We start from the raw sequence: 25,307 nt of genomic DNA, 5'->3' as shown, positions 1-25,307 counted from the left end.
ACGGTGGCTGTCGAACAGCAAGGCTCTGTGCCCGCCGAGGCACGGGATCAGCATGCCCAGCTGGCCGAACAGATCGAGGAGCACCGCTTCCGGTACTACGTGAAGGACCAACCGGTCGTCAGCGACGCCGAGTTCGACAGGCTCCTGCGTTCTCTCGAAGCCCTGGAGGAGAAGTATCCGGAGCTCAGGACCCCGGATTCGCCCACCCAGAAGGTCTCCGGCTCGTACGAGACGGAGTTCACCGCGGTGGAGCACCGCGAGCGCATGCTCTCCCTGGACAACGCCTTCGACGACGAGGAGCTGGCCGCCTGGGCCGACCGTGTCGCCAAGGAGGTCGGCTCCCCGGACTTCCACCTCCTGTGCGAGCTGAAGGTCGACGGCCTCGCGGTCAACCTCACGTACGAGGACGGCAAGCTGACCCGCGCCGCCACCAGGGGCGACGGCCGCACCGGCGAGGACATCACACCGAACGTCCGCACGATCGCCGACATCCCCCAGCGCCTCAAGGGCGACCGCGTCCCCGCCCTGGTGGAGATCCGCGGCGAGGTCTTCTTCCCCATGGAGAAGTTCGAGGAGCTGAACGCCCGCCTGGTCGAGGCGGGCGACAAGCCCTTCGCCAACCCGCGCAACGCGGCGGCGGGTTCGCTGCGCCAGAAGGACCCGCGCGTCACCGCGACCCGCCCGCTGCACATGGTGGTGCACGGCATCGGCGCCCGCGAGGGCTTCGACATCGACTGCCTCAGCCACGCCTACGACCTGCTCAAGGAGTGGGGCCTGCCCACCGCCAAGCACAACAAGGTGGTGGACGGCCTCGACGGCGTCCGCGACTTCATCGCGTACTTCGGAGAGAACCGGCACTCCGTGGAGCACGAGATCGACGGCGTCGTCGTCAAGCTCGACGAGATCCCGCTCCAGGGCCGCCTCGGCTCCACCTCACGCGCCCCCCGCTGGGCCATCGCCTGGAAGTACGCGCCGGAGGAGGTCAACACCAAGCTCATCAACATCCGCGTCGGCGTCGGCCGCACCGGCCGCGTCACGCCGTACGCCCAGGTGGAGCCCGTCACCGTCGCGGGCTCCGAGGTCGAGTTCGCGACCCTGCACAACCAGGACGTGGTGAAGAAGAAGGGCGTCTTCATCGGCGACACCGTCGTGATCCGCAAGGCCGGTGACGTCATTCCGGAGATCCTCGGCCCCGTCGTGGACCTGCGGGACGGCAGCGAGCGGGAGTTCGTGATGCCCGCCGAGTGCCCCGAGTGCGGCACCGCGCTGCGGCCCATGAAGGAGGGCGACATCGACCTCCGCTGCCCCAACGCCCAGTCGTGCCCGGCCCAGTTGCGCGAACGCCTCTTCTACCTGGCGGGCCGCAAGAGCCTGGACATCGAGAACTTCGGGTACGTCGCCGCGGCCGCGCTCACCAGGCCCCTGGAGCCCGCCGAGCCGCCGATCCTCGACGAGGGCGACATCTTCGACCTGAAGGTCGACGAGCTCCTGCCCATCAAGTCGTACGTCCTCGACCAGGACTCCGGCCTGCCCAAGCGCGACCCCAAGACCGGCGAGGAGAAGGTCGTCACCTTCTTCGCCAACCAGAAGGGCGAGGCGAAGAAGAACACCCTCGCCATGCTGGAGAACATCGCGGCGGCCAAGGAGCGCCCGCTCGCCCGCGTCCTCACGGGCCTCTCGATCCGGCACGTAGGACCGGTGGCCGCCGAGGCGCTGGCCCGCGAGTTCCGCTCCATCGACCGCATCGAACAGGCCACCGAGGAGGAGCTGGCCACGACGGAGGGCGTCGGCCCGACCATCGCGGCCTCACTCAAACAGTGGTTCGCCGAGGAGTGGCACCGGGAGATCCTGCGCAAGTGGCGGGCCGCCGGCGTGCGCATGGAGGAGGAGTCGGGCGGCGAGGAGGAGGGACCGCGCCCGCTCGCGGGCCTCACCGTCGTCGTCACCGGGACGCTCGAGCACCACACCCGGGATGGCGCGAAAGAGGCGCTGCAGAGCCGGGGAGCAAAGGTGACCGGTTCCGTTTCGAAGAAGACCTCATTCGTCGTCGTCGGCGACAACCCCGGGTCGAAGTACGACAAGGCCATGCAGGTGAAGGTTCCGGTTCTCAACGAGGAAGGCTTCGCTGTGCTGCTCGAACAAGGACCTGACGCGGCGCGGGAAGTCGCGCTTCCGACCGAGGAGTAGCGGTTGAAGGCCACCCGTTCGGCGCATACCAGAGGCATACGGGTGGCCGGGTCGCATTCGGGCAACCGTAGCCGACCGCTGCCCGTGGAAGCCTTCTGCGGCCTACTGTTGAGGTGTGCGCCTGCCGTGCCCCGCTGCGAACGGGGTATCACCTGCTCATCAAGAGCTCGGAAGGGGGCATCCCCTGCTCGGCAAGGGTCCGGGAGGGCTGCGTCTCCCTGCTCGTGCGGAGCATGGGGACGGTTGTTCGGGCGCGGCCGACTCGTGGGCCGAGTCCGCGTGGCGTGGGCACCGCCGGCTGTGAGAGGGACGGGAATGGAACCGACCGAGAGCGCCGCCCCGGACTCACGGCTGCGCGCGCGCCTGTGGCGCGCGCCGGGAGCCTGGTTGCGGGGCCGCCGGGCAGTGCCGGCCACCGACCCGGGCGCCGCCGTCGGCGCGGCCGCCCGCTCCGGATCCGCCGCGCTGAGCACCGCCGTGGAACCACGCGAGCGGGCCTGGATGGCCGCACCGGACCGCACCGACACCCCCGTCACCTGCACGGCCGACCCGGCCGTGCAGGACTCCCGCGAGGCCTGGCCCCTGCTGCCCGTCATGGTCGTCGCCGCGGCCGCCGTGTTCCTCGGCACCGGCTTCTTCCAGGCCGTCACGGGCCGGCACGCGCTGTTCCCCACCGGCGCGGCCGGCTGGTCCCTCGCCGTCCTCACCGGCCTCATCGTCGCCCACCTCGTCGCCCTCGGCCGCGACCGCTGGTGGGGCGGCACGGGATCCGGCGGCGCGCTCACCGTCGCCGTCCTCCTGCTCTACGGCTGGGTGCCCGCCGGCCTGGTCAGCCTCACCGTCGTCGTCCTGGTCGGCGTCGCGCGCAGACACCGCTGGCGGCAGGGCCTGCTGCACGGCGCGGTCGACATCCTCGGCATCGGCGCGGGCGGCCTCGCCCTGGCCGCCTTCGGCACGGCGCCGAGCGCCGAATCCCCCTGGCTGCCCGCCACCTGGGACCTGTACACCGCCCCCCAAGTGGCCCTGGTCGCCGTCGCGTACCTCGTCGTCACCCGCGTCCTGCTCTGGTACGTCCACGCGCCCCGCACCGGCGCCCTGCCCACCGTCACCCGCACCGCCCTCGTCAGGCAGGGCCTCCTCAGCGTCGCGCTGCTCGGCATCGCCCCGCTGATCTGCGTGGTGGCGATCTCCCTGCCCATCCTGCTGCCCCTCTTCGCCATCCCGCTGGTCGCGCTCGACTCCACCCTGTGGATCGCCCGCGCCCGGGCGGAGGAGCAGCTGCGCGACCCGCTCACCGGCCTGCCCAACCGGCAGTGGCTGCTCGAACGGACCTGGACGGCCCTCGACGACGCCGAGCGGCTCGGCGCACGGGCCGCGTTAATGCTGATCGACATGGACCGCTTCCGGTCGGTCAACGACACCCTCGGCCACCTCGCCGGCGACCGGCTGCTGCTGCAGATAGCGGACCGGCTGCGGCTCGCGCTGCCGCGCGGCGCCGAGGCCGCACGGCTCGGCGGCGACGAGTTCGCCGTCCTGCTGCCGGTCGTCGACTCCACCACCTCGGCCACGCGCGTGGCGCGCCAGCTGGTCGCCGCCCTCGGCTCGCCGCTCGACCTGGACGGCCTCACCCTCGTCCTGGAGGCCAGCGCCGGCCTCGCCGTCTTCCCCGACCACGCGCTCGACGCGGAGGGCCTCCTGCGCCGCGCCGACGTCGCGATGTACCAGGCGAAGCGTGACCGCACCGGCGTCGAGGTGTACGAGTCCAAGCGGGACTCCAACACCCCGGACCGCCTCGGCCTGTTGGGCGACCTGCGCCGCGCGCTCGACGCGGGCGACGTCGAATTGCACTATCAGCCGAAGGTCCGCTTCGACGGCAAGGTCGCGGGCCTGGAGGCCCTCGTCCGCTGGGTGCACCCCGAGCGCGGCCGGGTGCCGCCCGACGAGTTCATCGCCATCGCCGAGTCGTCCGGCCTCATGCCCCACCTGACGGAGTACGTCCTGGAGACGGCGCTCGGCCAGGTCGCCAAGTGGCAGGCGATGGGACTCAAGGTCCCCGTCGCGGTGAACGTGTCCCCGCGCGACGTCCACACCCCCGGCTTCGCGGGTGCGGTCGCGGCGCGTCTCGCCCGGCACGGGGTCCCGCCCGGGGCGCTGCAGCTGGAGATAACCGAGCACGTCCTCCTGGAGGACCCGCAGCGCGCCGCGGACACACTGGCCGGGCTCACCGGCCACGGGGTCAAGATGTCCCTCGACGACTTCGGCACGGGGTACTCCTCCCTGGTCCACCTGCGCCGCCTCCCGGTCAGCGAACTGAAGATCGACCGCTCCTTCGTGGCCCGCCTCGCCATCGACAACGAAGACGCGGAGATCGTCCGCTGCACCGTGGACCTCGCCCACTCGCTCGGCCTGCTCGTCGTCGCGGAGGGCGTCGAGGACGACGAGACGTGGGAGCGGCTGCGGGACCTCGGGTGCGACGCGGTCCAGGGCTGGCTCGTCGCCGCGGCGATGCCCGCCGAGGAGGCGACGGCGTGGCTCCGCGCGCGCGGCTCCCGCGGCTGGCGCCGCCCGGCGGACGTCGCCGCGGAGGCGGCCTCCGCGGCGGAACAGTCCTCGGGCCACGTGGTCAAGTAGCCGCCTCGGAGCGGTGCGGAGGAAACCGTTTAACGGGCACCCCGGAGCGACCCATAGGATTGGGGCCACAACCCGCACACTCACCCCTGAGGACCGCCGCATGCCTGGCATCACGCGCGAGGAGGTCGCCCACCTCGCCCGCCTTGCACGTCTGGAGCTGAAGGCCGAGGAGCTCGACCACTTCGCCGGACAGCTCGACGACATCATCGGCGCGGTCGCCCGCGTCTCCGAGGTCGCCGACCAAGACGTACCGCCGACCTCGCACCCGCTGCCGCTGACGAACGTCATGCGCGCGGACGAGGTCCGTCCGTCGCTCACCACCGAGCAGGCGCTCTCTGGCGCCCCGGCCCAGGAGCAGCAGCGTTTCAAGGTGCCGCAGATCCTGGGGGAGGACTGAAGATCATGACGGACATCATCAAGCTCACCGCCGCCGAGATCGCGTCGGGGATCGCCTCCGGCGAGCTCACCGCGGTCGAGGTCACCGAGGCCCACCTGGCCCGTATCGAAGCCGTCGACGAGAAGGTGAACGCCTTCCTGCACGTCGACCGCGAGGGCGCTCTCGCGCAGGCCCGCGCCGTCGACGAGAAGCGCGCCAGGGGAGAGAAGCTCGGCCCGCTGGCCGGCGTCCCGATCGCGCTCAAGGACATCTTCACCACCGAGGGCGTGCCGACCACGGTCGGCTCGAAGATCCTCGAAGGCTGGATCCCGCCGTACGACGCGACCGTCACCAAGCGCCTTAAGGCCGCCGACGTCGTCATCCTCGGCAAGACCAACATGGACGAGTTCGCCATGGGGTCCTCCACCGAGAACAGCGCGTACGGCCCCACCGGCAACCCCTGGGACCTCACCCGCATCCCGGGCGGCTCCGGCGGCGGCTCCTCCGCGGCCCTCGCCGCGTACGAGACCCCCCTCGCCATGGGCACCGACACCGGCGGCTCGATCCGCCAGCCCGCGGCCGTCACCGGCACGGTCGGCGTCAAGCCGACCTACGGCGGCGTCTCCCGCTACGGCATGGTCGCCTTCAGCTCCAGCCTCGACCAGGGCGGCCCCTGCGCCCGCACCGTCCTCGACGCCGCCCTGCTGCACGAGGCCATCGCCGGGCACGACGAGCTCGACTCGACGTCCATCGACGCCCCGGTCCCGCCGGTCGTCGAGGCCGCGCGCAACGGCTCCGTCCAGGGCATGCGGGTCGGCGTCGTCAAGCAGTTCCGCGGCGAGGGCTACCAGGCCGGTGTCGTCCAGCGCTTCGACGAGTCCGTGGAGCTCCTCAAGGAGCTCGGTGCCGAGATCGTCGAGCTGGACTGCCCGACGTTCGACCTGGCGCTCTCCGCGTACTACCTGATCGCGCCCTCGGAGTGCTCCTCGAACCTCGCCCGCTTCGACGCCATGCGCTACGGCCTGCGCGTCGGCGACGACGGCACGAAGTCCGCCGAGGACGTCACCGCGCTGACCCGCGAGGCCGGCTTCGGCGACGAGGTCAAGCGCCGCATCATCCTCGGTACGTACGCGCTCAGCTCCGGCTACTACGACGCGTACTACGGCAGCGCCCAGAAGGTCCGCACGCTCATCACCCGTGAGTTCGAGGCGGCCTTCGAGCAGGTCGACGTGATCGTCTCCCCGACGACGCCGACCACCGCCTTCCCGATCGGCGAGCGCGCCGACGACCCGATGGCGATGTACCTCGCGGACCTGTGCACCATCCCGACCAACCTGGCGGGCAACGCCGCCATGTCGCTGCCCTGCGGCCTCGCGCCGGAGGACGGCCTGCCCGTCGGACTGCAGATCATCGCCCCCGCCATGAAGGACGACCGGCTGTACAAGGTCGGTGCTGCCGTCGAGGCCGCCTTCGTGGAAAAGTGGGGACACCCGCTGCTTGAGGAGGCACCGTCGCTGTGAGTGCACTGAACAAGGCCAAGGGCTTCAAGAAGTCCAAGACCGGCACGTACCTGTCGATCGGCACCACCGCCTTCGGCGCGGTGAGCGTGATCAAGCAGGCCAAGAAGGCCCGCTACGACCACGACACGCTCCGCCTCGTGGACGCGATCGTCTCCGCTGCCGCCATCGCCACCGGCGTCGCCCTGCTCGTGCGCGAGCTGAAGCGCCTCGGCGACGACGACGTCCTGCTGGGCTGAGAGGGAAAGTTTCACCGTGACTGTCACTTCTGACCTGGTGTCGTACGAGGAAGCCCTCGCGACGTACGACCCCGTCATGGGCCTCGAGGTCCATGTCGAGCTCGGCACCAAGACCAAGATGTTCTGCGGCTGCTCGACCGCGCTCAAGCAGGACGCGAACAGCCAGACCTGCCCCACCTGCCTCGGCCTGCCCGGCGCGCTGCCGGTCGTCAACGAGATCGGTGTCGAGTCCGCGATCAAGATCGGTCTCGCGCTGAACTGCGAGATCGCCGAGTGGTGCCGCTTCGCCCGGAAGAACTACTTCTATCCGGACATGCCGAAGAACTTCCAGACCTCGCAGTACGACGAGCCGATCGCCTTCAACGGCTATCTGGACGTCCAGCTGGAGGACGGCGAGATCTTCCGCGTGGAGATCGAGCGCGCTCACATGGAGGAGGACACCGGCAAGTCCACGCACGTCGGTGGCGCGACGGGCCGCATCCACGGCGCCTCGCACTCCCTCCTGGACTACAACCGCGCCGGCATCCCGCTCATCGAGATCGTCACCAAGCCGATCGAGGGCGCCGGCGAGCGCGCCCCCGAGGTCGCCAAGGCGTACGTCGCGGAGCTGCGCGAGCTCATCAAGGCGCTCGGCGTCTCCGAGGCCCGCATGGACAAGGGCCAGATGCGCTGCGACGTGAACCTCTCGCTGCGCCCCAAGGGCCAGCAGGAGTTCGGCACCCGCAGCGAGACGAAGAACGTCAACTCGCTGCGGTCCGTGGAGCGCGCGGCGCGCTTCGAGATCCAGCGCCACGCGGCGGTCCTGAGCTCCGGCGGCACCATCGTCCAGGAGACCCGTCACTTCCACGAGGACGACGGCTCCACGACCTCCGGCCGCATCAAGGACAACGCCGAGGACTACCGGTACTTCCCGGAGCCCGACCTCGTCCCCGTCGCCCCGTCCCGCGAGTGGGTCGAGAAGCTGCGGGCCGGCCTGCCCGAGATGCCGCGCGTGCGCCGCAACCGCCTCCGCGAGGAGTGGGGCATCACCGAGCACGACATGCAGTCGATCCTCAACGCGGGCGCGGTCGAGCCGATCGTCGCCACCATCGAGGCGGGCGCCGACGCGGCGTCGGCCCGCAAGTGGTGGATGGGCGAGCTGGCCCGCAACGCCAACGAATCGGGTGTGGCTCTCGAAGAGCTCCCCATCACCCCGGCGCACGTCGCCCGGGTGACCGAGCTCGTCGCCGCCGGTGACCTGAACGACAAGCTGGCCCGCCAGGTCATCGAGGGCGTCCTGAAGGGCGAGGGCACCCCGGACGAGGTCGTCGAGAAGCGCGGCCTGAAGGTCGTCTCGGACGAGGGCGCGCTGACGGCCGCCGTCGACGAGGCCATCGCCGGCAACCCCGGTGTCGCGGACAAGATCCGTGGCGGCAAGGTCGCGGCCGCCGGCGCGCTGGTCGGCGCGGTCATGAAGGCCACCCGTGGCCAGGCCGACGCGGCCCGCGTCAAGGAGCTCATCCTGGAGAAGCTGGGCGTCAGCGAGGGCTGAGGTTTCCCTTCCTCCCGGTGAGGGGGCGGCGCACCCGACAGGGGCGCCGCCCCCTCACTCGTATCGGGAAGTCCTGGTGAACTCTTGGACGTTCACTCCGACTTCGTCCCGCGGCCTTCACAAGGAAACCGGACGTCACTAGCGTCCCCGCCGAACAGGTCAATGGATCAGCAGAGAACCATTGGATGTCGGCCAGGACAACTGGGAGGTCCCACGTGACTCCGGAGATTTCGCGCAGACGCCTGATGGCGATCGGCGGCGGCGCGCTCGGTGCCGCCACCGTCGGCTCCTTCCTGCCGCCTTCGCTGCAGGAGGCGCTCGCGCAGGAGCCGCCGAGGGACGGCGGTCTCGACAAGATCGAGCACGTGGTGATCCTCATGCAGGAGAACCGGTCCTTCGACCACTACTTCGGATCCCTGCGCGGCGTGCGCGGCTTCGGTGACCGCAACGCCATCCGACTGCCCAGCGGCAAGACGGTGTTCGAGCAGCCCGGCGCCCTGCGCACGATCCTGCCCTTCCCCGTCCGCCAGGCCGCGGAGACGCAGAAGAAGGACCTCCAGTACATCGGCGACCTGGACCACTCCTGGAGCGGCGGCGCCAAGGCCTGGCACGACGGCTGGATGGACGGCTGGATCACCGCCAAGACGGCGGCCACGATGGCGTACTACACACGCGAGGACATCCCGCTGCACTACGAACTCGCCGACACCTTCACCGTCTGCGACGCCTACCACTCGTCCATCCACACCTCCACCAGCCCCAACCGCAACCACCTGTGGAGCGGGAAGACGGGCTACGAGGCGAACGGCAAGCGGGCCGTCGGCAACGACGCCTACGCCGAGGGAACGCATCCCGGCTACGGCTGGGGGACGTACGCCGAGCGCCTGGAGAAGGCCGGTGTGAGCTGGCGGACATACACCGAGTGGGAGAACTTCACCGACAACCAGATCGAGTTCTTCACCACCTTCAAGGCCATCGCCCGCAAGGCCCTGACCGCGGCGGGCACCGGCCTGACCTACATGGAGGCCTTCTACGCCAAGGTGCGCGACACCAAGGACGAGACGGCGCGCGCGAAGCTCCTCGCCGACCTGGACAAGGGCGTCGCCACCCTCACCAAGAGCGAGCGGTCGCTGTTCGAGCGCGGTCTGCGGCGCGTGCCGACCGGCAAGCTCGCCGAGGAGTTCGCGAAGGACGTCGCGGGCGGCAAGCTCGCGAAAGTCACCTATCTGGTGCCTTCAGCGGTGGACTCCGAGCACCCCAGCGTCTCCTCGCCCATCCACAGCGCGACCATCGTCTACAAGGTGCTCGACGCCCTCGCCTCCCACCCCGAGGTCTGGCGTCGCACCGCCGTGTTCATCAACTACGACGAGAACGACGGCTTCTTCGACCACGTTCCGCCGCCCGTGCCCGGCGGCGACTCCGCCGAGGAGAAGGAAGAGCGCTGGGACGGGAAGCCGACCGGTCTCGGGGCGCGCGTGCCGATGCTCGTCATCTCGCCGTGGACCGTCGGCGGATACGTCTGCTCCGAAGTCTTCGACCACACCTCCGTCGTGCGCTTCCTGGAGAAGTGGACCGGCGTGCGGGAGCCCAACATCAGCGCCTGGCGCCGCAAGGTCACCGGCGATCTCACCGGCGCCTTCGACTTCCGGCGCGGCCACCGCAGGCCCGACATCGACCAGCCCGGCGCCATCCCCGCGTTCAGCGGCCGCTGGGCGCCGCAGCCGCCCCTGAAGCAGTCGATGCCGGTCCAGGAGCCCGGCACCCGCCGCGCCCGCCCGCTGCCCTACCAGCCCGACGCCGACGTGACGCCCGGCGAGGACGGCACGCTCACGGTGCGGCTGCGCAACGGCGGCAGCTCCAGCGCGCACTTCGCGCTCTATCCGTACGCCGGTGAGTTCGCGATCCCGCAGCACCAGGACGTCGTGCGCAAGGGCTCCTGGACCGTGCCGGTGCCGGGGGACGCGTACGCCTTCACCGTCACCGGGCCGAACGGCTTCCGCCGCGAGTTCGCGGGGGCCAAGGGCGCCGGGGACGGCGGCGCGCGGCTCGCCTCCGCGATCACCCGCCGCGAGATACACCTCACCCTCGCCAACCGCGGCCGCCACGACCTGGTCTTCACGGTCAAGCCCCTCGGCTATGTGGACGAGGACGACATCAGGCGCCGCACGCGGACCGTCCGGGTCAAGGCGCGCAGCAGCCGCACCGTCGCCTGGCACACCGCCGGCGAGCACGGCTGGTACGACGTCGAGGTGACCACCGACCGCGACACCGCCTTCCGCCGCCGCCTCATGGGCCACATTGAGAACGGACGCGTGAGCGTCTCGGGATGACCCCGGCACGCCGGGTGCGCGGAGGTACCCCCGGTGCCTCCGCGCACACCTTGTGCCCTTGTGAGTAAGGCCACGAAACGGACCAACGATCACCAACGGCTGTCAAAGTGACTGTGGCGCCGATGTCGCCACTCATGCGTTCTTTGCGGGCTGCGGGCTGTCCACTTGCTTGACTGTTGCTCCCGATGAAGATCCACGAACCATTCAGGGAGCCAGTCCGTGGCAGCACTCGCCCGGTGGTGCGTCAGGCACCGACTCGTCGTCGTCCTGCTGTGGCTCCTCGCTCTCGGTGGGGCCGTCTCGGCCGCCGCCGTCGCCGGATCCGCGTATTCGAACGACTACGAGGTGCCGGGCACCGAGTCCGGCCGCGCGACCCAGCTCCTGAACGAGAACTTCCACGGCCTCGGCGGCGACAGCGACACCGTCGTCTGGCACACCGGCCCCGGCACCTCCGTGCGCGCCGCCGACGTCGAGCAGACGATGTCCGGCGCCCTCGACAAGATCGCCGAGCTGCCCGCCGTGGCCTCCGTGACCGGGCCCTACGAGGGCGAGGGAGGGGGCGCGGGCCAGGTCAGCCCGGACAGCCGCACGGCGTACGCCACCGTCACCTTCCGCGAGCAGGCCGACGACATGGACAAGGCCGACGCGCAGGCCGTCGTCGACACCGCGAAGGCCGCCGCGTCCGACCGCCTGCAGGTGGAGCTCGGCGGCACCGCCATCGGCCTCACCGAGTCCAAGAGCGCCCAGGTCGCCGAGATCGTCGGGGTGGCCGTCGCCGCCGTCGTGCTCTTCGTCGCCTTCGGCTCGCTCGCCGCGTCCGCCCTGCCCATCGCCACCGCACTGGTGTCCGTCGGCACCGCGTACGCGGGCATCGTGCTGCTCGGCCATGTGATGACCGTCGCGGACTTCGCACCGATGCTCGGCACCCTGATCGGGCTCGGCGTCGGCATCGACTACGCCCTCTTCATCGTCACCCGGCACCGCAAGGGCCTCAAACGCGGCCTGCCCGTGGCCGTCGCCGCCGAACGCGCCGTCGCCACCACAGGCCGCGCCGTGGTCTTCGCGGGCGCCACCGTCTGCATCGCCCTGCTCGGCATGCTCATCCTGCGGCTCGGCTTCCTCAACGGAGTCGCGATCGCCGCCTCGCTCACCGTCGTCCTCACCGTCGCCGCGTCCGTGACCCTGCTGCCCGCGCTCCTCACCTGGATCGGCCCGCGCGCCCTCAGCCGCCGCGAACGCCGCCGCATGGCCGAGCACGGTCCCGAACCGGAGCTGCCGACCGGACTCGCCGCCCGCTGGGCCGTCTTCGTGGAGCGTCACCCGCGGCTGCTCGGTGCCGTCGCGGTCCTCGTCATGGCCGTGCTCGCGCTGCCCGCTCTCGGCCTGCACCTGGGCACGTCCGACCAGGGCAACAACCCTTCGAAGGCGACCACCCGGCAGGCGTACGACCTCCTCGCCGACGGTTTCGGCCCCGGCGTCAACGGCCCCCTGACGCTCGTGAGCGAGATCTACGGAGCGGGCGACCGGGTGGCCGTCGACGACCTCGCCGCGACGCTGAGGTCGACCGAAGGCGTCGCCTCCGTGAGCCCGGTGACGTACGGGGACAACGGCCGCGCCGCCTTCCTCACCGTCGTCCCCGACTCGGCTCCCCAGTCCGAGAAGACCAGCGCACTCGTCGACCGGCTGCGCGACGACGTCCTCCCTGAGGCGGAGGCGGAGAGCTCCCTGGAGGTGTCCGTCGGCGGCGTCACCGCGAGCTACGACGACTTCGCGGAGGTCATCGTCGGCAAGCTGCCGCTCTTCGTGGGTGTCGTCATCGGGCTCGGCTGCGTCCTGCTCCTGCTGGCCTTCCGGTCCATCGGGATCCCCCTCAAGGCCGCCGCGATGAACGTCGCCGCGGTCGCCTCCGCGTTCGGCGTCGTCGTCGCGATCTTCCAGTGGGGCTGGGGGAGTGAGCTGCTCGGGCTCGGCAGGGCCGGGCCGATCGAGCCCTTCCTGCCGGTGATCATGGTGTCCGTCCTCTTCGGGCTGTCCATGGACTACCAGGTCTTCCTGGTCAGCCGGATGTACGAGGAGTGGCTGGAGACCGGCGACAACCGGCGGGCCGTCCGCGTGGGCCTCGCCGAGACCAGCCGCGTGATCAACTCCGCGGCCGTCATCATGATCTCGGTCTTCCTCGCCTTCGTCCTCAGCGGCGACCGGGTCATCGCGATGTTCGGCATCGCGCTCGCGGCGGCCGTCGCCCTCGACGCCTTCGTGCTGCGTACGCTGCTCGTGCCCGCCCTGATGCACATGCTCGGCGGCGCCAACTGGTGGCTGCCGAGCCGCCTGGACCGCCTCCTGCCGCGCATCAGCATCGAGCCGCCGGAATCTCGTTCGAACCCGCGTGGCACACGTGCGAAGATCCCCGGAAACCGGGACGTCGCCGACGACGTGAGTGCGCTGGAGGAGCAGGATGTTCGCGATATCGCTGGACGAGGGCGCTGAGCTGCGGCCGCTGGAGCCGTGGCAGGCACAGGAGTTCCTGGAGCACGTCGAGCGGGCGCGGGAGTACGCGGGGCCGTGGGTGCCGTTCACCGCGGTCGTGACGGACCTCGAGACCGCGCGGAAGCACCTCCAGACGTACGCCGACAAGCAGGCCTCCGACACCGGGCGCTTCTACGGCATCTGGCTGGACGGCACCCTCGTCGGCGGTGTCCTCTTCCGGATCTTCGACACCGGCAGCGACAGCTGTGAGATCGGTGTGTGGCTGGAGCCGTCGGCCGCCGGGCGCGGCCTGGTCAACAAGGCGTCGCGGGTGCTCATCGACTGGGCCGTGGACGAGCGCGGGATGCACCGCGTGGAGTGGCTGGTCTCCTCGCTCAACGACCGCAGCAAGGCGGCCGCCGAGCGGCTCGGGTTCACCAGGGACGGCGTGCTGCGGGAGAGCTTCCCCTGGCAGGGCGTGCGCCACGACATGGAGGTCTGGTCCGTCCTCGCCCCGGAGTGGCGGGCGGCGCGGGACGCACAGGTGGCGGACGCGCGTTAAGGGAGCTCTCAGACTCCGTCCGTACGGTGCGGGGCATGGGTACTAAGACAGATGACGCGGCCGGTGCCAAGGGTGCGGCCGGGACCGAGGCCGAGGCCGACGAAGTGACCGGGGCCGGGAAGCCGGAGACGGTCGACGTCACGAAGTCCGACGCGGCCGACGCCGCCGGGCCCGAGGGCGCCGCCCCCGAGGCGGCGGAGGCCGCCGACGCGGACGCCGAGACCGCCGAGGACGCAGAGAACGCCGACGCGGATGACGATGTGGATGCCGACGTGGCCGCCCGGCCCGCCGGGCCCACCGGTGTCGGCCAGGGCGCCGCGGCCGTCGTGTCCGCCGCGCTCGGCGTGATCGGCCTCTCCGGAGGCTGGCTCGGCACGATCGCCGGCGCGCGCTCGAACATCATGGGGCAGCTGGAGACCAAGCAGTCCGCGAGCGTCTCCGACCAGCTCCAGGCCATGTACGGCGACTCCTGGCAGGCCACCGCGCTGATCGCCGGCTTCTTCGCGGCCGCCGCGCTGGTCGTCGGCTTCCTGGTGCTCGTCAGGCCTGCGTTCGGCGCGCCCGGCAAGGAGCAGGCGCCGTGGATCAAGTCCGTGGCGTGGGCGGGCGTCGCGCTCGGCGTGATCGGGCTGCTCCTCGCCGTCGCCAAGTACTCCGACCTGCTGCTCGGACTGCCGTCCGCACCTTCCTGAGCCATCGGCCCGCGCACGTAAGGCAAGGGCGGGGCAGGGGCTAAGGCCCCCGCCCCGCCCTTCGTCGTACCTAAGGCCCCGCGCCTCCGGGAGATGCGGCATCCGCCCGATGTGGGCGACCCCCCTGGGAGACGAAAGTGGAGACATCGCAGAGAACGACACCGGCGATACCACCGACAACCCGAGGGGTACGACATGTTCGAGTACGAGATGCACCAGGTGCGCGCCGCCGAGCTGGCCCGCGAGGCCGACCGCCACCGCCTGCTCGGCGAGGCCCGCAAGCTCCGTGCCGCCGCCCGCCGTTCGGCCCGCCACGAAGCCGAGGGGCGGGTGAGTACGACGCTCTGGAGGAACCGCCTCATGCGGGGCAGGGCGCGCTTCACGCGGGCCGCCTGAGATGACGGGGCCCGTGCCGGTGACCGCTCCGCGGACATCGGGTGCCGCGCCGGCCGCCCTCTGTGCGATGCTCGCGGCTGTGGAGACCAGGTCCGTGAGCCCGGTGTTCGTCGGCCGAGCCGACGAACTCGGCGTACTGAACGAAGCGCTCGCCCGCGCCACCGGCACCCCGCTCGAAGGAGCCGGGGGGCCCGGCCCGGGCGAGCCGCAGGCGTTGCTGCTCGGCGGTGAGGCGGGGGTCGGCAAGACCCGCCTCGTCGAGGAGTTCGCCGCGGCCGCCGAGAGACAAGGCGCCGTCGTCGCGCTCGGCGGCTGCGTGGAGATCGGCGCCGACGGCCTGCCGTTCGCCCCCTTCGCCACCGCGCTGCGCTCGCTGCGCCGCCAGCTCCCCGACGAACTGGCCGCCGCCGCCGAGGGCCAGGAGGAAGAACTCGCCAGGCTCCTGCCCGAACTGGCGGGCCCCGCGCACGGACACACCTCGCACGGACACGCCCCCGGAGGCAGATCCGACGAGGGAACGGCCCGCCTCTTCGAACTCACCGCACGCCTCCTGGAGCGCCTCTCCCGCGACCGCACCGTCGTCGTCGCCCTGGAGGACCTGCACTGGGCCGACACCTCCACCCGCCACCTCCTCGCCTATCTCTTCCGCACCCTGCGCGGCGGCCGCCTCGTCCTCCTCGCCACTTACCGCGCCGACGACATCCACCGCCGCCACCCCCTGCGTCCCCTCCTCGCCGAACTGGACCGGCTGCGCACGGTGCGCCGCGTCGAGCTGAGCCGCTTCAGCAAGGACGAAGTCGCCCGCCAGATGGCCGGGATACTCGCCGCCGAACCCGAACAGGCCCTGGTCGACGACATATTCGACCGCTCCGACGGCAACGCCTTCTTCGTCGAGGAACTCGCCGTCGCCTCCCACGGCGGCAGCTGCGCGGGTCTGACGGACTCCCTGCGCGACCTGCTCCTCGTCCGCGTCGAGGAACTGCCCGAGGACACCCAGCGGGTGGCGCGGATCGTCGCCGAGGGCGGCTCCACCGTCGAGTACGAACTGCTCGCCGCAGTCGCCGGACTCGACGAGGACGACCTCATCGAGGCGCTGCGAGCGGCCGTCGGCGCCAACATCCTGCTCGCCTCGCCGGACGGCGACGGCTACCGCTTCCGCCACTCCCTGGTCCGCGAGGCCGTCAGCGACGACCTGCTCCCCGGCGAGCGCTCCCGCATCAACCGCCGCTTCGCCCAGGCCCTGGAGGCCGACCCCACGCTCGTCGCCGCCGACCAGCGCGCCGCCCGCCTCGCCACCTACTGGTACCACGCGCACGACGCGGCCAAGGCCCTGCCCGCCGTCCTCGACGCCTCCGTCGAGGCCCGCCGCCGCTACGCCTACGCCGAGCAACTCCGCCTGCTGGAACGGGCGATGGAGCTGTGGGACGACGCACCCGAGTCCGTCCGCGAATCCCTCCGCCCCGCCGACTACGTCGAGGGCTACCCCGCCTGCGGCTGCGACCCCGCCACCGCCCCCCTGCGCTATCTGGACCTGATGGCCGAGGCCACGGTCGCCGGCCGTCTCTCCGGCGAACGCGACCGCGCCCTCAAAATCACCAAGCGCGCCCTGCGCTTCCTCGACGGCGAGAACGATCCTCACCGCTCCGCCTGGTTCTGGGTGGCCCGCTCCCGGCTCGTCTCCACCCTCGGCCGCGGCGACGGCTGGGCGGAGATCGCCAAGGCCGAGGAGCTGATGCGCGGCCTGCCGCCCTCCGAGGTGCACGCCGACGTCCTCGTCTACCGCGCCTCCTGGGGCATGCTGCACGACCCGGGCCCCGAGACCCTGGCCGCCGCCGAACGCGCCGTCGAGTACGCCCGCATGGTCAAGGCCGACACGATCGAGCTCAACGCCCGCCTCACCCGCGGCGCCCTCCTCGTCGAGGCCGGCGACCCCGAGGCGGGCCTCGCCGAGATGTACGAGGTCAGGGACCGCGTCGTCCGGGACGCCCTGGTCACCGACCTCAGCCGGGTCCACATCAACCTCCCTTCCTCCCTCGAAGGCGTCGGCCGCTCCGCCGAAGCGGTCGAGGTCGCGATGGCGGGCATCGAGTTCTGCCGGAAATACGGACTGGTGGACTCCGAGGGCTGGGTCTGGGCCAATGTCGCCGAGTCGCTCATCTCCCTCGGCCGCTGGGACGAGGCGGCCCACGCCGTCGCGGAGACCCAGCGCTGCGTGCAGAGCTCCAAGCCCCGGGCCTCGGCCTCCGAACGGTCCGCGCGCATGGCGCTCTACCGCGGTGAATACGCCGCGGCCGCCCGGCACATGCACACCGCCCACCAGCACCTCGGCACCCACGATCCACAGCCCCAATACATCCTCGTCCTCGTCCGCATCGCCCTCGGCCTCGCCGCCGCCGAGGGCCGGATCCTCGACGGCCGCGCCGAGTTCGAACGCGGCCTCGCCACCGGCCTCCCCCTCGGCACCTACAAATACGGCTGGCCCCTGCTCCTCGCCGCCGCCACGATGGAGGCCGACGCCCGCGGCCTGCCCGCCGCCGAACCCGGCCGCCCCGCCGCCCTCGAACGGATCCGCGGCGTCACCAAGTCCCTCGCCACCCCCACCCCGCTCTCCCTCGCCCTCGACGAGTGGACCCGCACCGAACTCCTGCGCGCCGAGGGCCGTGACCGCCCCGCCGACTGGCACACCGTCGTCACCGCCCTCGAACCCCTCGACCGCCCCTACGACCTCGCCCAGGCCCGCCTGCGCCTGGCCGAATCCCTCCTCGCCCCGGACACCACCGACCGCGACCGCGCCGCCCACCTGCTGCGCCAGGCCGGCGAGGTGGCCGACCGGCTCGGCGCCCGGCCGCTCTCCGACTCCATCACCGGACTCGCCCGGCGCGCCCGCCTCTCCCTGCACCCCACCGAGGCCGTCCGCGCCCCCGCCGCCCCGGCCCACCCCGCCGAGGCGCTGGGCCTGACCAGCCGGGAACGGGACGTCCTGCGGCTGGTCGCGGCGGGCCGCAGCAACCGCCAGATCGCCGAGGAACTCTTCATCTCCCCGAAGACGGCGAGCGTCCACGTCTCCAACATCCTCGCCAAGCTGTCCGTCACCGGCCGCGGCGAGGCCGCTGCGCTCGCCCACCGGCTCCGGCTGTTCCCCACCGCCGACGAGCAGCCCGCCCGGGGCTGACCTGCGCTTTCCCGTCTCGAGCCGGTTTCCGGCCGCCTCGCTTACGCTTGACGGCAGGATCTCGGCTCCTGGGAGGCGCAGTGTTCAACGCGATCGAGGCTCTGTTCGCGCCGGGGCGCAAGCACACCGACGACGAACAGAAGCGCCTGGAGATGACCCGCGTCGACCTCGCCGACGGCGACCCGGGGCGCGGACCGATCGACCTGACCTCGGGCAAGGTGGTCGTACGCCCACCCGTCCCGGCACCACGCTCCGACGAGACGCCGAGCGTCGACGAGGAGCCGAGCATCGACGAGACGCCGAGCACGGAAGAGACACCGAGCGTCGACGAGACACCGAGCAAGGAAGAGGCGCCGAGTGCCGAGGAGATACCTTCGCCCGACGCGCCGGACAGCTGACCTGACCTACTTCACCTGCACCTCCAGGATCTTGTCGTCCCCCTTCTCGGGTGTGCCCCGCGAGTCCGTCTCGTTCGTGACCAGCCACAGCTTGTCGCCGCCCGCCGCGACCACCGTACGCAGGCGGCCGTGCTCGCCCTTCAGGAACGCCTGCGGCTCCGGCTCGCCCTCCACACCCCGCACCGGGACGCGCCACAGCCGCTCACCGCGCAGACCCGCCATCCACACCGAGCCCTCGGCATAGGCGACACCGCTCGGTGAGGCCTCCGACGTCTTCCACTGGGCCACCGGATCCCGGAAGCCCTCCTTGCCCTCCTTGCCCTCGACCTCGGGCCAGCCGTAGTTCCCGCCGGACTTGATGTCGTTCAGCTCGTCCCAGGTGTCCTGGCCGAACTCCGAGGCCCACAGCCGCTTCTGCTCGTCCCAGGCCAGGCCCTGCACATTCCGGTGCCCGAACGAATAGACGGCTGAGTCGTCGAAGGGATTGCCGGGGGCCGGCTCGCCCTCCGGGGTGAGGCGGAGGATCTTGCCGCCGAGGGACTTCTTGTCCTGCGCGAGGTCCGTCTCACCCGTTTCCCCCGCGCCCGCGTACAGCATCTTGTCGGGGCCGAAGGCGATCCGACCGCCGTTGTGGATCATGCCCTTCGGGATGCCCTTGAAGACCGTGTCGGGTGCGCCCAGCTGCTCGCCCGAGGGCTTCTTCTCGTCGTACAGCATGCGGGCGATGCGGTTGTCGGACGCCGTCGTGAAGTACGCGTACACCAAGTGGTCCGATGCGTACGAAGGAGAGAGGGCGAGGCCCATCAGGCCGCCCTCGCCGCCGGGGGAGACGCCCGGCACCGAGCCGAGCTCCGTCTTCTTGCCCGTCTTCCCGTCGACCCGGGTGATGGTCCCCTCGTCGCGCGAGGACACCAGCAGGTCACCGCCGGGCAGTGGCGCGAGGCCCCAGGGGGACTTGAGGCCCGTGGTGACCGTGCGGACGACCTTCGCGGAGCCCTTCTCCGGTGGGGCCTCGGCGCCCGCCTTACCGGTGGGGGACCGGCTCGACGTGTCCCGCTGCGGCGGGCTCTCGCGTCGGTCCGGTTCGTCGTCGCCGGACGAGCACCCCGCCGCGAACACGAGGGAGGCAGCGGCCAGCAAGGCCGTAACAGCAGGTCGTCGCACGATCAGGTCCCTTCGACGCAGCGCTTCTACTGTTCATACACCGCTCGCGCCCCTCAGGTTCCCGAACTCAGCCCCACGACAGATTCCCGGACTCAGTCCCACGACCCCAGCGCGGCCGGCAGCGCCGCGATCTCCGCCAGGTCCGTCTCCGTCAGCCGCACCGAGGCCGCCCCGGCGTTCTCCACCGCCCAGCGCTCCCGCTTGGCACCGGGGATCGGCACCACGTGCCTGCCCTGCGCGAGCACCCACGCCAGCGCGACCTGCGCCGGCGTCGCCCCGTGCCGCTCCGCCACCCGGCGCAACCCCACCACCAGCGGCTGGTTGGCCGCCATCATCTCGGCGGTGAAGCGCGGGTGCCGGGCCCGCAGGTCGTCCGGCTCGAAGCCCTGGCCGGGCTTCAGCGTGCCCGTGAGGAAACCATTCCCCAGCGGCATCGCGGCGAGCAGCCCTATCCCGCGGTCCACACACCACGGCAGCAGCGCGTCCAACGCCTCCGGTGACCACACGGAAAGCTCGGCCTGCACCGCGCTCACCGGAAAGACCTGCTGCACCCGCTCCAACTGCCGGATCGTCGCGTCGTGCAGCCCCGGCCCCGGGCGCCCGGGCGCCGCACGCCGCTGGGCGCGCGCCCCCACCGCGCACAGCCCCAGCGCCCGCACCTTCCCCGCGGCGACGAGCTCGGCCATCGCGCCCCAGGTCTCCTCGATGGGCACCTCGGGGTCGGCGCGGTGCAGCTGATAGAGGTCGATGGTCTCCGTCTGGAGCCGCCGCAGCGACGCGTCGCAGGCCCTTTTCACATAGCCGGGGCGGCCGTTGGCGACGATGTGCTGCTCGCCCACGAGCAGCCCGCACTTCGTCGACACGAACGCCTCCGCGCGCCGCTCCTTCAACACCCTGCCGATCAGCAGCTCATTGGTGAACGGCCCGTACATGTCCGCCGTGTCCAGCAGCAGCCCCCCGCCGCCACCGGCCGCGCCGACGGCGTCCAACGCCGCGTGCACGGTGCGCAACGACGCGTCGCCGCGCTGCCGCGAGCCGGTGTACGCCCAGCTCATCGGCATGCAGCCGAGTCCGACGGCGCCCACTTCGAGCGCCCCCGCGCCGATCGTCCTGCGCTCCACCTGGACGTACCCTCCCACTCCTCGTTCGGAGATCATCAAAACTAACCGCTGCCACCTCGGCCCCGACCGCTGCCCTCCACAGGGCGGCGCGCACCGGCGCGCACTAGCCTCCTGGCCATGACGACAGATGTATGGCTTCCGTTTGCACCGCACGAGATACAAGGGCTGCCCGAGGCCTCCGAGGCGGGCCTCGAGTACCGCTTCTGGGACGGCGGCCCGGAGTTCCCCGCGGACCCGGCCGACTGCGCCTTCTATGTCGTGCCCTATATGAAGGGCACCGAGATCGCCGTACGCCCCCTGTCCGCGATGACGTCCCTGCGCGTCGTACAGACACTGACCGCGGGAATCGACCACGTGGAGCCAGGGATCCCGTCCCTCGCGCCCGGCGTGCGGTTGTGCAATGCCCGCGGTGTGCACGAGGCCAGCACCGCCGAGCTCGCGCTCGCCCTGACGCTCGCCTCGCTGCGGGGGATCCCGCGCTTCGTGGAGGGGCAGCGGCTGGAGAAGTGGCGGTCCGGGTTCTATCCGGCGCTCGCCGACAGGTCCGTCCTCATCGTGGGCTACGGATCGATCGGTTCCGCCATCGAGGACAGGCTCGCCCCCTTCGAATGCGCGCGGGTGGCGCGCGTCGCGCGCTCTGCCCGTGCCACGGAGCGCGGTCCCGTGCATCCGCTCGCCGACCTGCCGTCCCTGCTGCCCGACGCGGACGTCGTCATCCTCTCGACGCCCCTGTCCGAGAGCACGCGAGGGCTGGTCGGCGCCGACTTCCTGGCCCGCATGAAGGACGGCGCGCTGCTCGTGAACGTCGCCCGCGGCCCCGTGGTCGACACCAAGGCACTCCTCGCGGAACTGGAGTCCGGCCGCATCACCGCCGCCCTCGACGTGACCGATCCGGAACCCCTGCCCGCAGGTCACCCCCTGTGGCACGCTCCAGGAGTGCTCATCAGCCCGCACGTGGGCGGCTCCACCTCGGCGTTCGGGCCCCGCGCCCGGCGCCTCCTGGCCGCACAACTGACCAAGTACGTGGCCGGACAGCCCCTCGACAACGTGGTGCTGACAACGGGCAGTTGATCGCCCGGAAGCGCTTTGCGCACGCTCCGCGCCCGACTGCGTGCGCCCCGTGTCCGCTTCTCCGCCGATAGTCACGGAGCGTAGAGGGGCTATGTCCCTGAGTGACGAGTCTGGTGTATCGTCCCGACAGGGGATGCGCCGTGGACCGTTCGGCGCCGGGGACGAGACATCAGACTGCGAGGGGGGCGACGGGCGATGCACGGCCTATGGGCGAACGATCCGACGCGGCGGGACCGCAGCCGGCGACTCTGCCGCACACCGGCCCGCAGACGCAGGCGAGCCGGGAACCGCACGAGCGGCCGTCGCCGCACGCACCAGCGCCCCTGTCGGCACGGCCGACGCGCGCGCCGGGCGGACACGGGGGCGGCGCGGACCAGGGCGGCCCGATGAGTGCCCGCCCGACCTCGACCCCCGTCCTCGACGGGGGCGTGGCGGCGCTCCCGCACAGGGTGCCGCTGGTCAGGCGCCCGCTGCCCGGGGGCCGCGGCCTCTTCTCCCAGCTGGTGCTCCTGCTGCTCTGCGGGGCGTATGCCGCGGGCTCGGCGCTCGGCTGGGGTTCGGAGCGGCTCGCCCTGATCATGGGTGACTTCGGGCTGAGCATCGCGGCGGCGGCCGCCGCGATCTCCTGCTTCCGCTACTCCCGCACGCGCCGCAGCCGCTTTCGACCCGCATGGCTGCTCTTCGCGCTCTCCTCCGCGATGGCGGCCTTCGGCAACGGCGTCTGGGGCTGGTACGAGGTCGTACTGGAGCGGCCCGTGCCCAGTCCGGGCCTCGCCGACCTGTTCTTCCTCTGCTTCGCCCCGCCCGCCATCATCGGACTGCTCGTGCTCGCCAAGCGCCCGGTGACCAAGGCGGGTTGGGGCTGCCTGGCCCTCGACTCCTGGCTGATCGGGGGCTCGCTCCTCACGCTCTCCTGGAGCCTCGCCCTCGCGCACACCGCGCAGTTCGAGGGCCGGAGCGTCGCGCACGCCGCGCTCTCCCTCGCCTATCCACTCCTCGACATCGCGCTGGTCAGCATGGTGCTGGCCCTGCACTTCAGACGGTCCTCGGCCAACCGCACAGCGGTGAACACCGCGATCGGCGCGCTCGCCCTGACCGTGATGTGCGACGCGCTCTTCACCTCGCCGCTGCTGCACGCCAGTTACCGCTCGGGTCAGATGCTGGACGCCGGATGGTTCGCGGGCTCGCTGCTCCTCGCGTACGCCCCATGGGCCGCCCCCTGGCACGTGTACGGCGAGCGCGGGACCGGCCACGCACGCGTGCCGTACGACAGCGCCCCCGAAGAGCCGCGGACCCCCGCGACCCGTCCGATCGCCGGATCGCTGGCCGCCCTCACGCCCTATCTGGCCGCCGCCGTCTGCACCTTGGGAATTCTCTACAACGTACTGAACGGCCGCAGCGTCGACCGCGTCGTGCTCTTCACCGCAGGCACCGTGGTGCTCGCGCTCGTGGTCCGCCAGGGCATCATGCTCCTCGACAACATCACCCTCACCCAGGAACTGGCCCAGAAGGAGAACCACTTCAGGTCCCTGGTCCAGGGCTCCAGCGACGTCATCATGATCGCCGCGCCGAACGGCATCCTGCGGTACGTGAGCCCGGCCGCCGCCGGGGTCTACGGCCGCGACGCCGAAGAACTCGTCGGTTCCGAACTGGCCTCGCTCATGCACCCCGAGGACCTGGGCCGGGTCGTCCACGAGGTCCGCAGATTCCTCGCCGCCAACCCCGTCGAGGAGCCCACCACCCGCATCGAGTGCCGCTTCAAGTCCGGCGACGGCGACTGGCTGAACGTGGAGTCCACCGTCAACCGCCACCAGGGCGGCCTCATCTTCAACAGCAGAGACGTCACCGAACGGGTCCGCCTCCAGGCGCAGTTGCAGCACAACGCCGAGCACGACCCGCTCACCGACCTGCCCAACCGCGCCCTGTTCACCCGCCGCGTCGGCCAGGCACTGGCCGGCCGCAGAGTGACCGACCGCGGCACGGCCGTGCTCTTCATCGACCTCGACGGCTTCAAGGCCGTCAACGACACCATCGGACACCAGGCCGGGGACGAGCTCCTCATCCAGGCCGCGCGCAGACTCCAGGAGGCGGTGCGTTCGGGCGACACCGCCTCCCGGCTCGGCGGCGATGAGTTCGCGGCCCTCATCGTCGGCGACGGGACCAGAGACCAGGCCGCCAGAGAACGGCACATCTGCGAGCTCGCCGACCGGCTGAGAATCACCCTGTCCCAGCCCTACGCCATCGACGGCAACGACGTGCGCGTGGCGGCGTCCATCGGCGTGGCCTTCGCCGAGCCGGGCATCGGCGCGGGAGAGCTCCTGCGCAACGCCGACCTCGCGATGTACCGCGCCAAGGCGGGGGGCAAGAACCGCGTCGAGCTGTACGCGCCCCAGATGCAGGCCGACGTCGTCCGCAAGGCGCAGCTCGCCACGCGGCTGCGCGCCGCGCTGCACGAGGGCGAGTTCGCGCTGCTGCACCAGCCCGTGGTCCGGCTCGACGACGGCCGGATCACGTCGGTCGCGGCCCAGGCCCGCTGGCGTTCGGCGCAGGGCATCCTGTTCACGCCCGCCGAGTTCCTGCGCGTGTCCGAGAAGAAGGGCGAGGACGGCGGCCGGGCGGCCGAGCTGGGCCGCTGGATGCTCGAAGAAGCCGTCGAGCAGGCCGCCGAGCGCGGCCGGAGCGGGCACGCGGTGCCCGTCGCCGTCCGGATGAGCGCGCGCCGCCTGCTGGACCGGTCCATGCCCATGGGTTCCATCGAGGCGCTCCTGACCCGGCACGGCCTGCCCTCCGGCGCGCTCGTCATCGAGCTCGCCGACAGCGACCCCCGGGTCTCGCTCGACGACCTGGAGCGCCGCCTCGCGTCCCTGCGCAGGCTCGGCGTGCGGATCGCGCTCGACGGCTTCGGCAGCGGATACGCGGCGATCACCGCACTGCGCCGGCTCCCCATCGACGTGCTGAAGCTGGACCGCGGCCTGATCGAGGGCGTCGTCGAGTCCGCGCGACTGCACAAGATCACCTCCGGCCTGCTCCGCATCGCGAACGACCTGGGGCTCGTCTCCGTGGCCGACGGCGTCGACCTGCCCGAGCAGGTGGTCGCCCTGCGCGCGATGGGCTGCACGCACGGCCAGGGCATGGCGTTCTCCGGGCCGCTCGACGAGTACCGGCTGCGCCGGGCGCTGACCATCGGCGAGTATCCGGTGCCGCACGGCCCGGCCGAGCCGGTGCTCGCGGGCGGCCGTCCGGTGGCGTACGGCGGCGTGGCGTCGGCGACCTACGCGGGCGGACCCGCGGGTGCCTATGCGGGCGGGTCCTCCGGGCCGTTCGCGAGCGGGCCCGCGGGGACGTACGCGGGCGGCTCCCCGGGGGCGTACGCGAGCGGCCCCTCGCCCTACGCCCGTTCACATGATGAGACCCCCGTCCCACCTACTTGACACACCATGCGTGCCGGGGGGAG

At 71.7% G+C, this 25,307-nt stretch carries 17 protein-coding genes; 15 read left to right on the top strand and 2 right to left on the bottom strand.

Annotated features, from left to right (window positions below):
* Positions 1-3 precede the first annotated feature (3 nt).
* The 13 genes from ligA to ACH4D5_RS31205 all read left to right on the top strand — a co-directional run bounded on the left by ligA (position 4) and on the right by ACH4D5_RS31205 (position 18,497).
* On the top strand, positions 4-2,187 hold the full coding sequence (ligA, locus tag ACH4D5_RS31265; protein WP_398308864.1) for an NAD-dependent DNA ligase LigA: 2,184 nt from the start codon (positions 4-6) through the stop codon (positions 2,185-2,187).
* Between the two features lie 315 nt (positions 2,188-2,502).
* On the top strand, positions 2,503-4,818 hold the full coding sequence (locus tag ACH4D5_RS31260; protein ID WP_398308863.1) for a putative bifunctional diguanylate cyclase/phosphodiesterase: 2,316 nt from the start codon (positions 2,503-2,505) through the stop codon (positions 4,816-4,818).
* 100 nt (positions 4,819-4,918) lie between these two features.
* The gene (gatC, locus tag ACH4D5_RS31255; RefSeq protein ID WP_362999093.1) at positions 4,919-5,215 is read left to right on the top strand and encodes an Asp-tRNA(Asn)/Glu-tRNA(Gln) amidotransferase subunit GatC; all 297 of its coding nucleotides are present in this window, start codon (positions 4,919-4,921) and stop codon (positions 5,213-5,215) included.
* A 5-nt stretch (positions 5,216-5,220) separates the two neighbouring features.
* Complete coding sequence (gatA, locus tag ACH4D5_RS31250) at positions 5,221-6,714, top strand: Asp-tRNA(Asn)/Glu-tRNA(Gln) amidotransferase subunit GatA (protein ID WP_398308860.1); 1,494 nt, start codon at positions 5,221-5,223, stop codon at positions 6,712-6,714.
* Positions 6,711-6,950, top strand: coding sequence for a hypothetical protein (locus ACH4D5_RS31245; protein ID WP_362999095.1), 240 nt, complete (start codon positions 6,711-6,713; stop codon positions 6,948-6,950). Before gatA ends, ACH4D5_RS31245 begins: the two co-directional genes overlap by 4 nt.
* A gap of 16 nt (positions 6,951-6,966) precedes the next feature.
* On the top strand, positions 6,967-8,481 hold the full coding sequence (gatB, locus tag ACH4D5_RS31240) for an Asp-tRNA(Asn)/Glu-tRNA(Gln) amidotransferase subunit GatB (protein ID WP_398308859.1): 1,515 nt from the start codon (positions 6,967-6,969) through the stop codon (positions 8,479-8,481).
* A gap of 215 nt (positions 8,482-8,696) precedes the next feature.
* Complete coding sequence (locus tag ACH4D5_RS31235) at positions 8,697-10,811, top strand: phosphocholine-specific phospholipase C (protein ID WP_398308857.1); 2,115 nt, start codon at positions 8,697-8,699, stop codon at positions 10,809-10,811.
* Between the two features lie 219 nt (positions 10,812-11,030).
* On the top strand, positions 11,031-13,298 hold the full coding sequence (locus ACH4D5_RS31230; RefSeq protein ID WP_398308855.1) for an MMPL family transporter: 2,268 nt from the start codon (positions 11,031-11,033) through the stop codon (positions 13,296-13,298).
* On the top strand, positions 13,267-13,839 hold the full coding sequence (locus tag ACH4D5_RS31225; protein WP_398308853.1) for a GNAT family N-acetyltransferase: 573 nt from the start codon (positions 13,267-13,269) through the stop codon (positions 13,837-13,839). Before ACH4D5_RS31230 ends, ACH4D5_RS31225 begins: the two co-directional genes overlap by 32 nt.
* A 35-nt stretch (positions 13,840-13,874) precedes the next feature.
* On the top strand, positions 13,875-14,531 hold the full coding sequence (locus tag ACH4D5_RS31220) for a hypothetical protein (protein WP_398308851.1): 657 nt from the start codon (positions 13,875-13,877) through the stop codon (positions 14,529-14,531).
* 195 nt (positions 14,532-14,726) lie between these two features.
* Entirely contained in the window at positions 14,727-14,927 is a 201-nt protein-coding gene (locus tag ACH4D5_RS31215) for a hypothetical protein (protein WP_398308849.1), read from the top strand.
* A gap of 67 nt (positions 14,928-14,994) precedes the next feature.
* Positions 14,995-18,099 carry an AAA family ATPase gene (locus tag ACH4D5_RS31210; protein ID WP_398308847.1) on the top strand — a complete coding sequence of 1,035 codons (3,105 nt, stop codon included), beginning with the start codon at positions 14,995-14,997 and terminating at the stop codon, positions 18,097-18,099.
* A gap of 80 nt (positions 18,100-18,179) precedes the next feature.
* A complete protein-coding gene (locus tag ACH4D5_RS31205) occupies positions 18,180-18,497 on the top strand; it encodes a DUF6191 domain-containing protein (RefSeq protein ID WP_398308845.1) in 318 nt (105 codons plus the stop codon).
* A 6-nt stretch (positions 18,498-18,503) separates the two neighbouring features.
* Here ACH4D5_RS31205 and ACH4D5_RS31200 read toward each other — a convergent pair whose 3' ends face one another.
* A complete protein-coding gene (locus ACH4D5_RS31200; protein WP_398309024.1) occupies positions 18,504-19,667 on the bottom strand; it encodes a PQQ-dependent sugar dehydrogenase in 1,164 nt (387 codons plus the stop codon).
* Positions 19,668-19,753: 86 nt separating this feature from the next.
* Positions 19,754-20,782 carry an aldo/keto reductase gene (locus tag ACH4D5_RS31195; RefSeq protein ID WP_398309022.1) on the bottom strand — a complete coding sequence of 343 codons (1,029 nt, stop codon included), beginning with the start codon at positions 20,780-20,782 and terminating at the stop codon, positions 19,754-19,756.
* A 117-nt stretch (positions 20,783-20,899) separates the two neighbouring features.
* Here ACH4D5_RS31195 and ACH4D5_RS31190 point away from each other — a divergent pair, with 117 nt between their 5' ends.
* Positions 20,900-21,853 carry a 2-hydroxyacid dehydrogenase gene (locus tag ACH4D5_RS31190; protein WP_398308843.1) on the top strand — a complete coding sequence of 318 codons (954 nt, stop codon included), beginning with the start codon at positions 20,900-20,902 and terminating at the stop codon, positions 21,851-21,853.
* A 386-nt stretch (positions 21,854-22,239) separates the two neighbouring features.
* A complete protein-coding gene (locus ACH4D5_RS31185) occupies positions 22,240-25,284 on the top strand; it encodes a putative bifunctional diguanylate cyclase/phosphodiesterase (RefSeq protein ID WP_398308841.1) in 3,045 nt (1,014 codons plus the stop codon).
* Positions 25,285-25,307 lie beyond the last annotated feature (23 nt).

Source organism: Streptomyces sp. NPDC018029, assembly GCF_044327655.1.
GTDB lineage: Bacteria > Actinomycetota > Actinomycetes > Streptomycetales > Streptomycetaceae > Streptomyces.
Note: the sequence above shows the minus strand (reverse complement) of the source record. Positions and strands in the feature narration are given on the sequence as shown.

What these genes read in the sequence shown, in the direction of transcription:
- ACH4D5_RS31260 (WP_398308863.1), top strand. Translation starts at nt 2,503, where the DNA reads ATGGAACCGACCGAGAGCGCCGCCCCGGACTCACGGCTGCGCGCGCGC.
- gatC (WP_362999093.1), top strand. Translation starts at nt 4,919, where the DNA reads ATGCCTGGCATCACGCGCGAGGAGGTCGCCCACCTCGCCCGCCTTGCA.
- gatA (WP_398308860.1), top strand. Translation starts at nt 5,221, where the DNA reads ATGACGGACATCATCAAGCTCACCGCCGCCGAGATCGCGTCGGGGATC.
- ACH4D5_RS31225 (WP_398308853.1), top strand. Translation starts at nt 13,267, where the DNA reads ATGTTCGCGATATCGCTGGACGAGGGCGCTGAGCTGCGGCCGCTGGAG.
- ACH4D5_RS31220 (WP_398308851.1), top strand. Translation starts at nt 13,875, where the DNA reads ATGGGTACTAAGACAGATGACGCGGCCGGTGCCAAGGGTGCGGCCGGG.
- ACH4D5_RS31215 (WP_398308849.1), top strand. Translation starts at nt 14,727, where the DNA reads ATGTTCGAGTACGAGATGCACCAGGTGCGCGCCGCCGAGCTGGCCCGC.
- ACH4D5_RS31210 (WP_398308847.1), top strand. Translation starts at nt 14,995, where the DNA reads ATGCTCGCGGCTGTGGAGACCAGGTCCGTGAGCCCGGTGTTCGTCGGC.
- ACH4D5_RS31190 (WP_398308843.1), top strand. Translation starts at nt 20,900, where the DNA reads ATGACGACAGATGTATGGCTTCCGTTTGCACCGCACGAGATACAAGGG.
- ACH4D5_RS31185 (WP_398308841.1), top strand. Translation starts at nt 22,240, where the DNA reads ATGAGTGCCCGCCCGACCTCGACCCCCGTCCTCGACGGGGGCGTGGCG.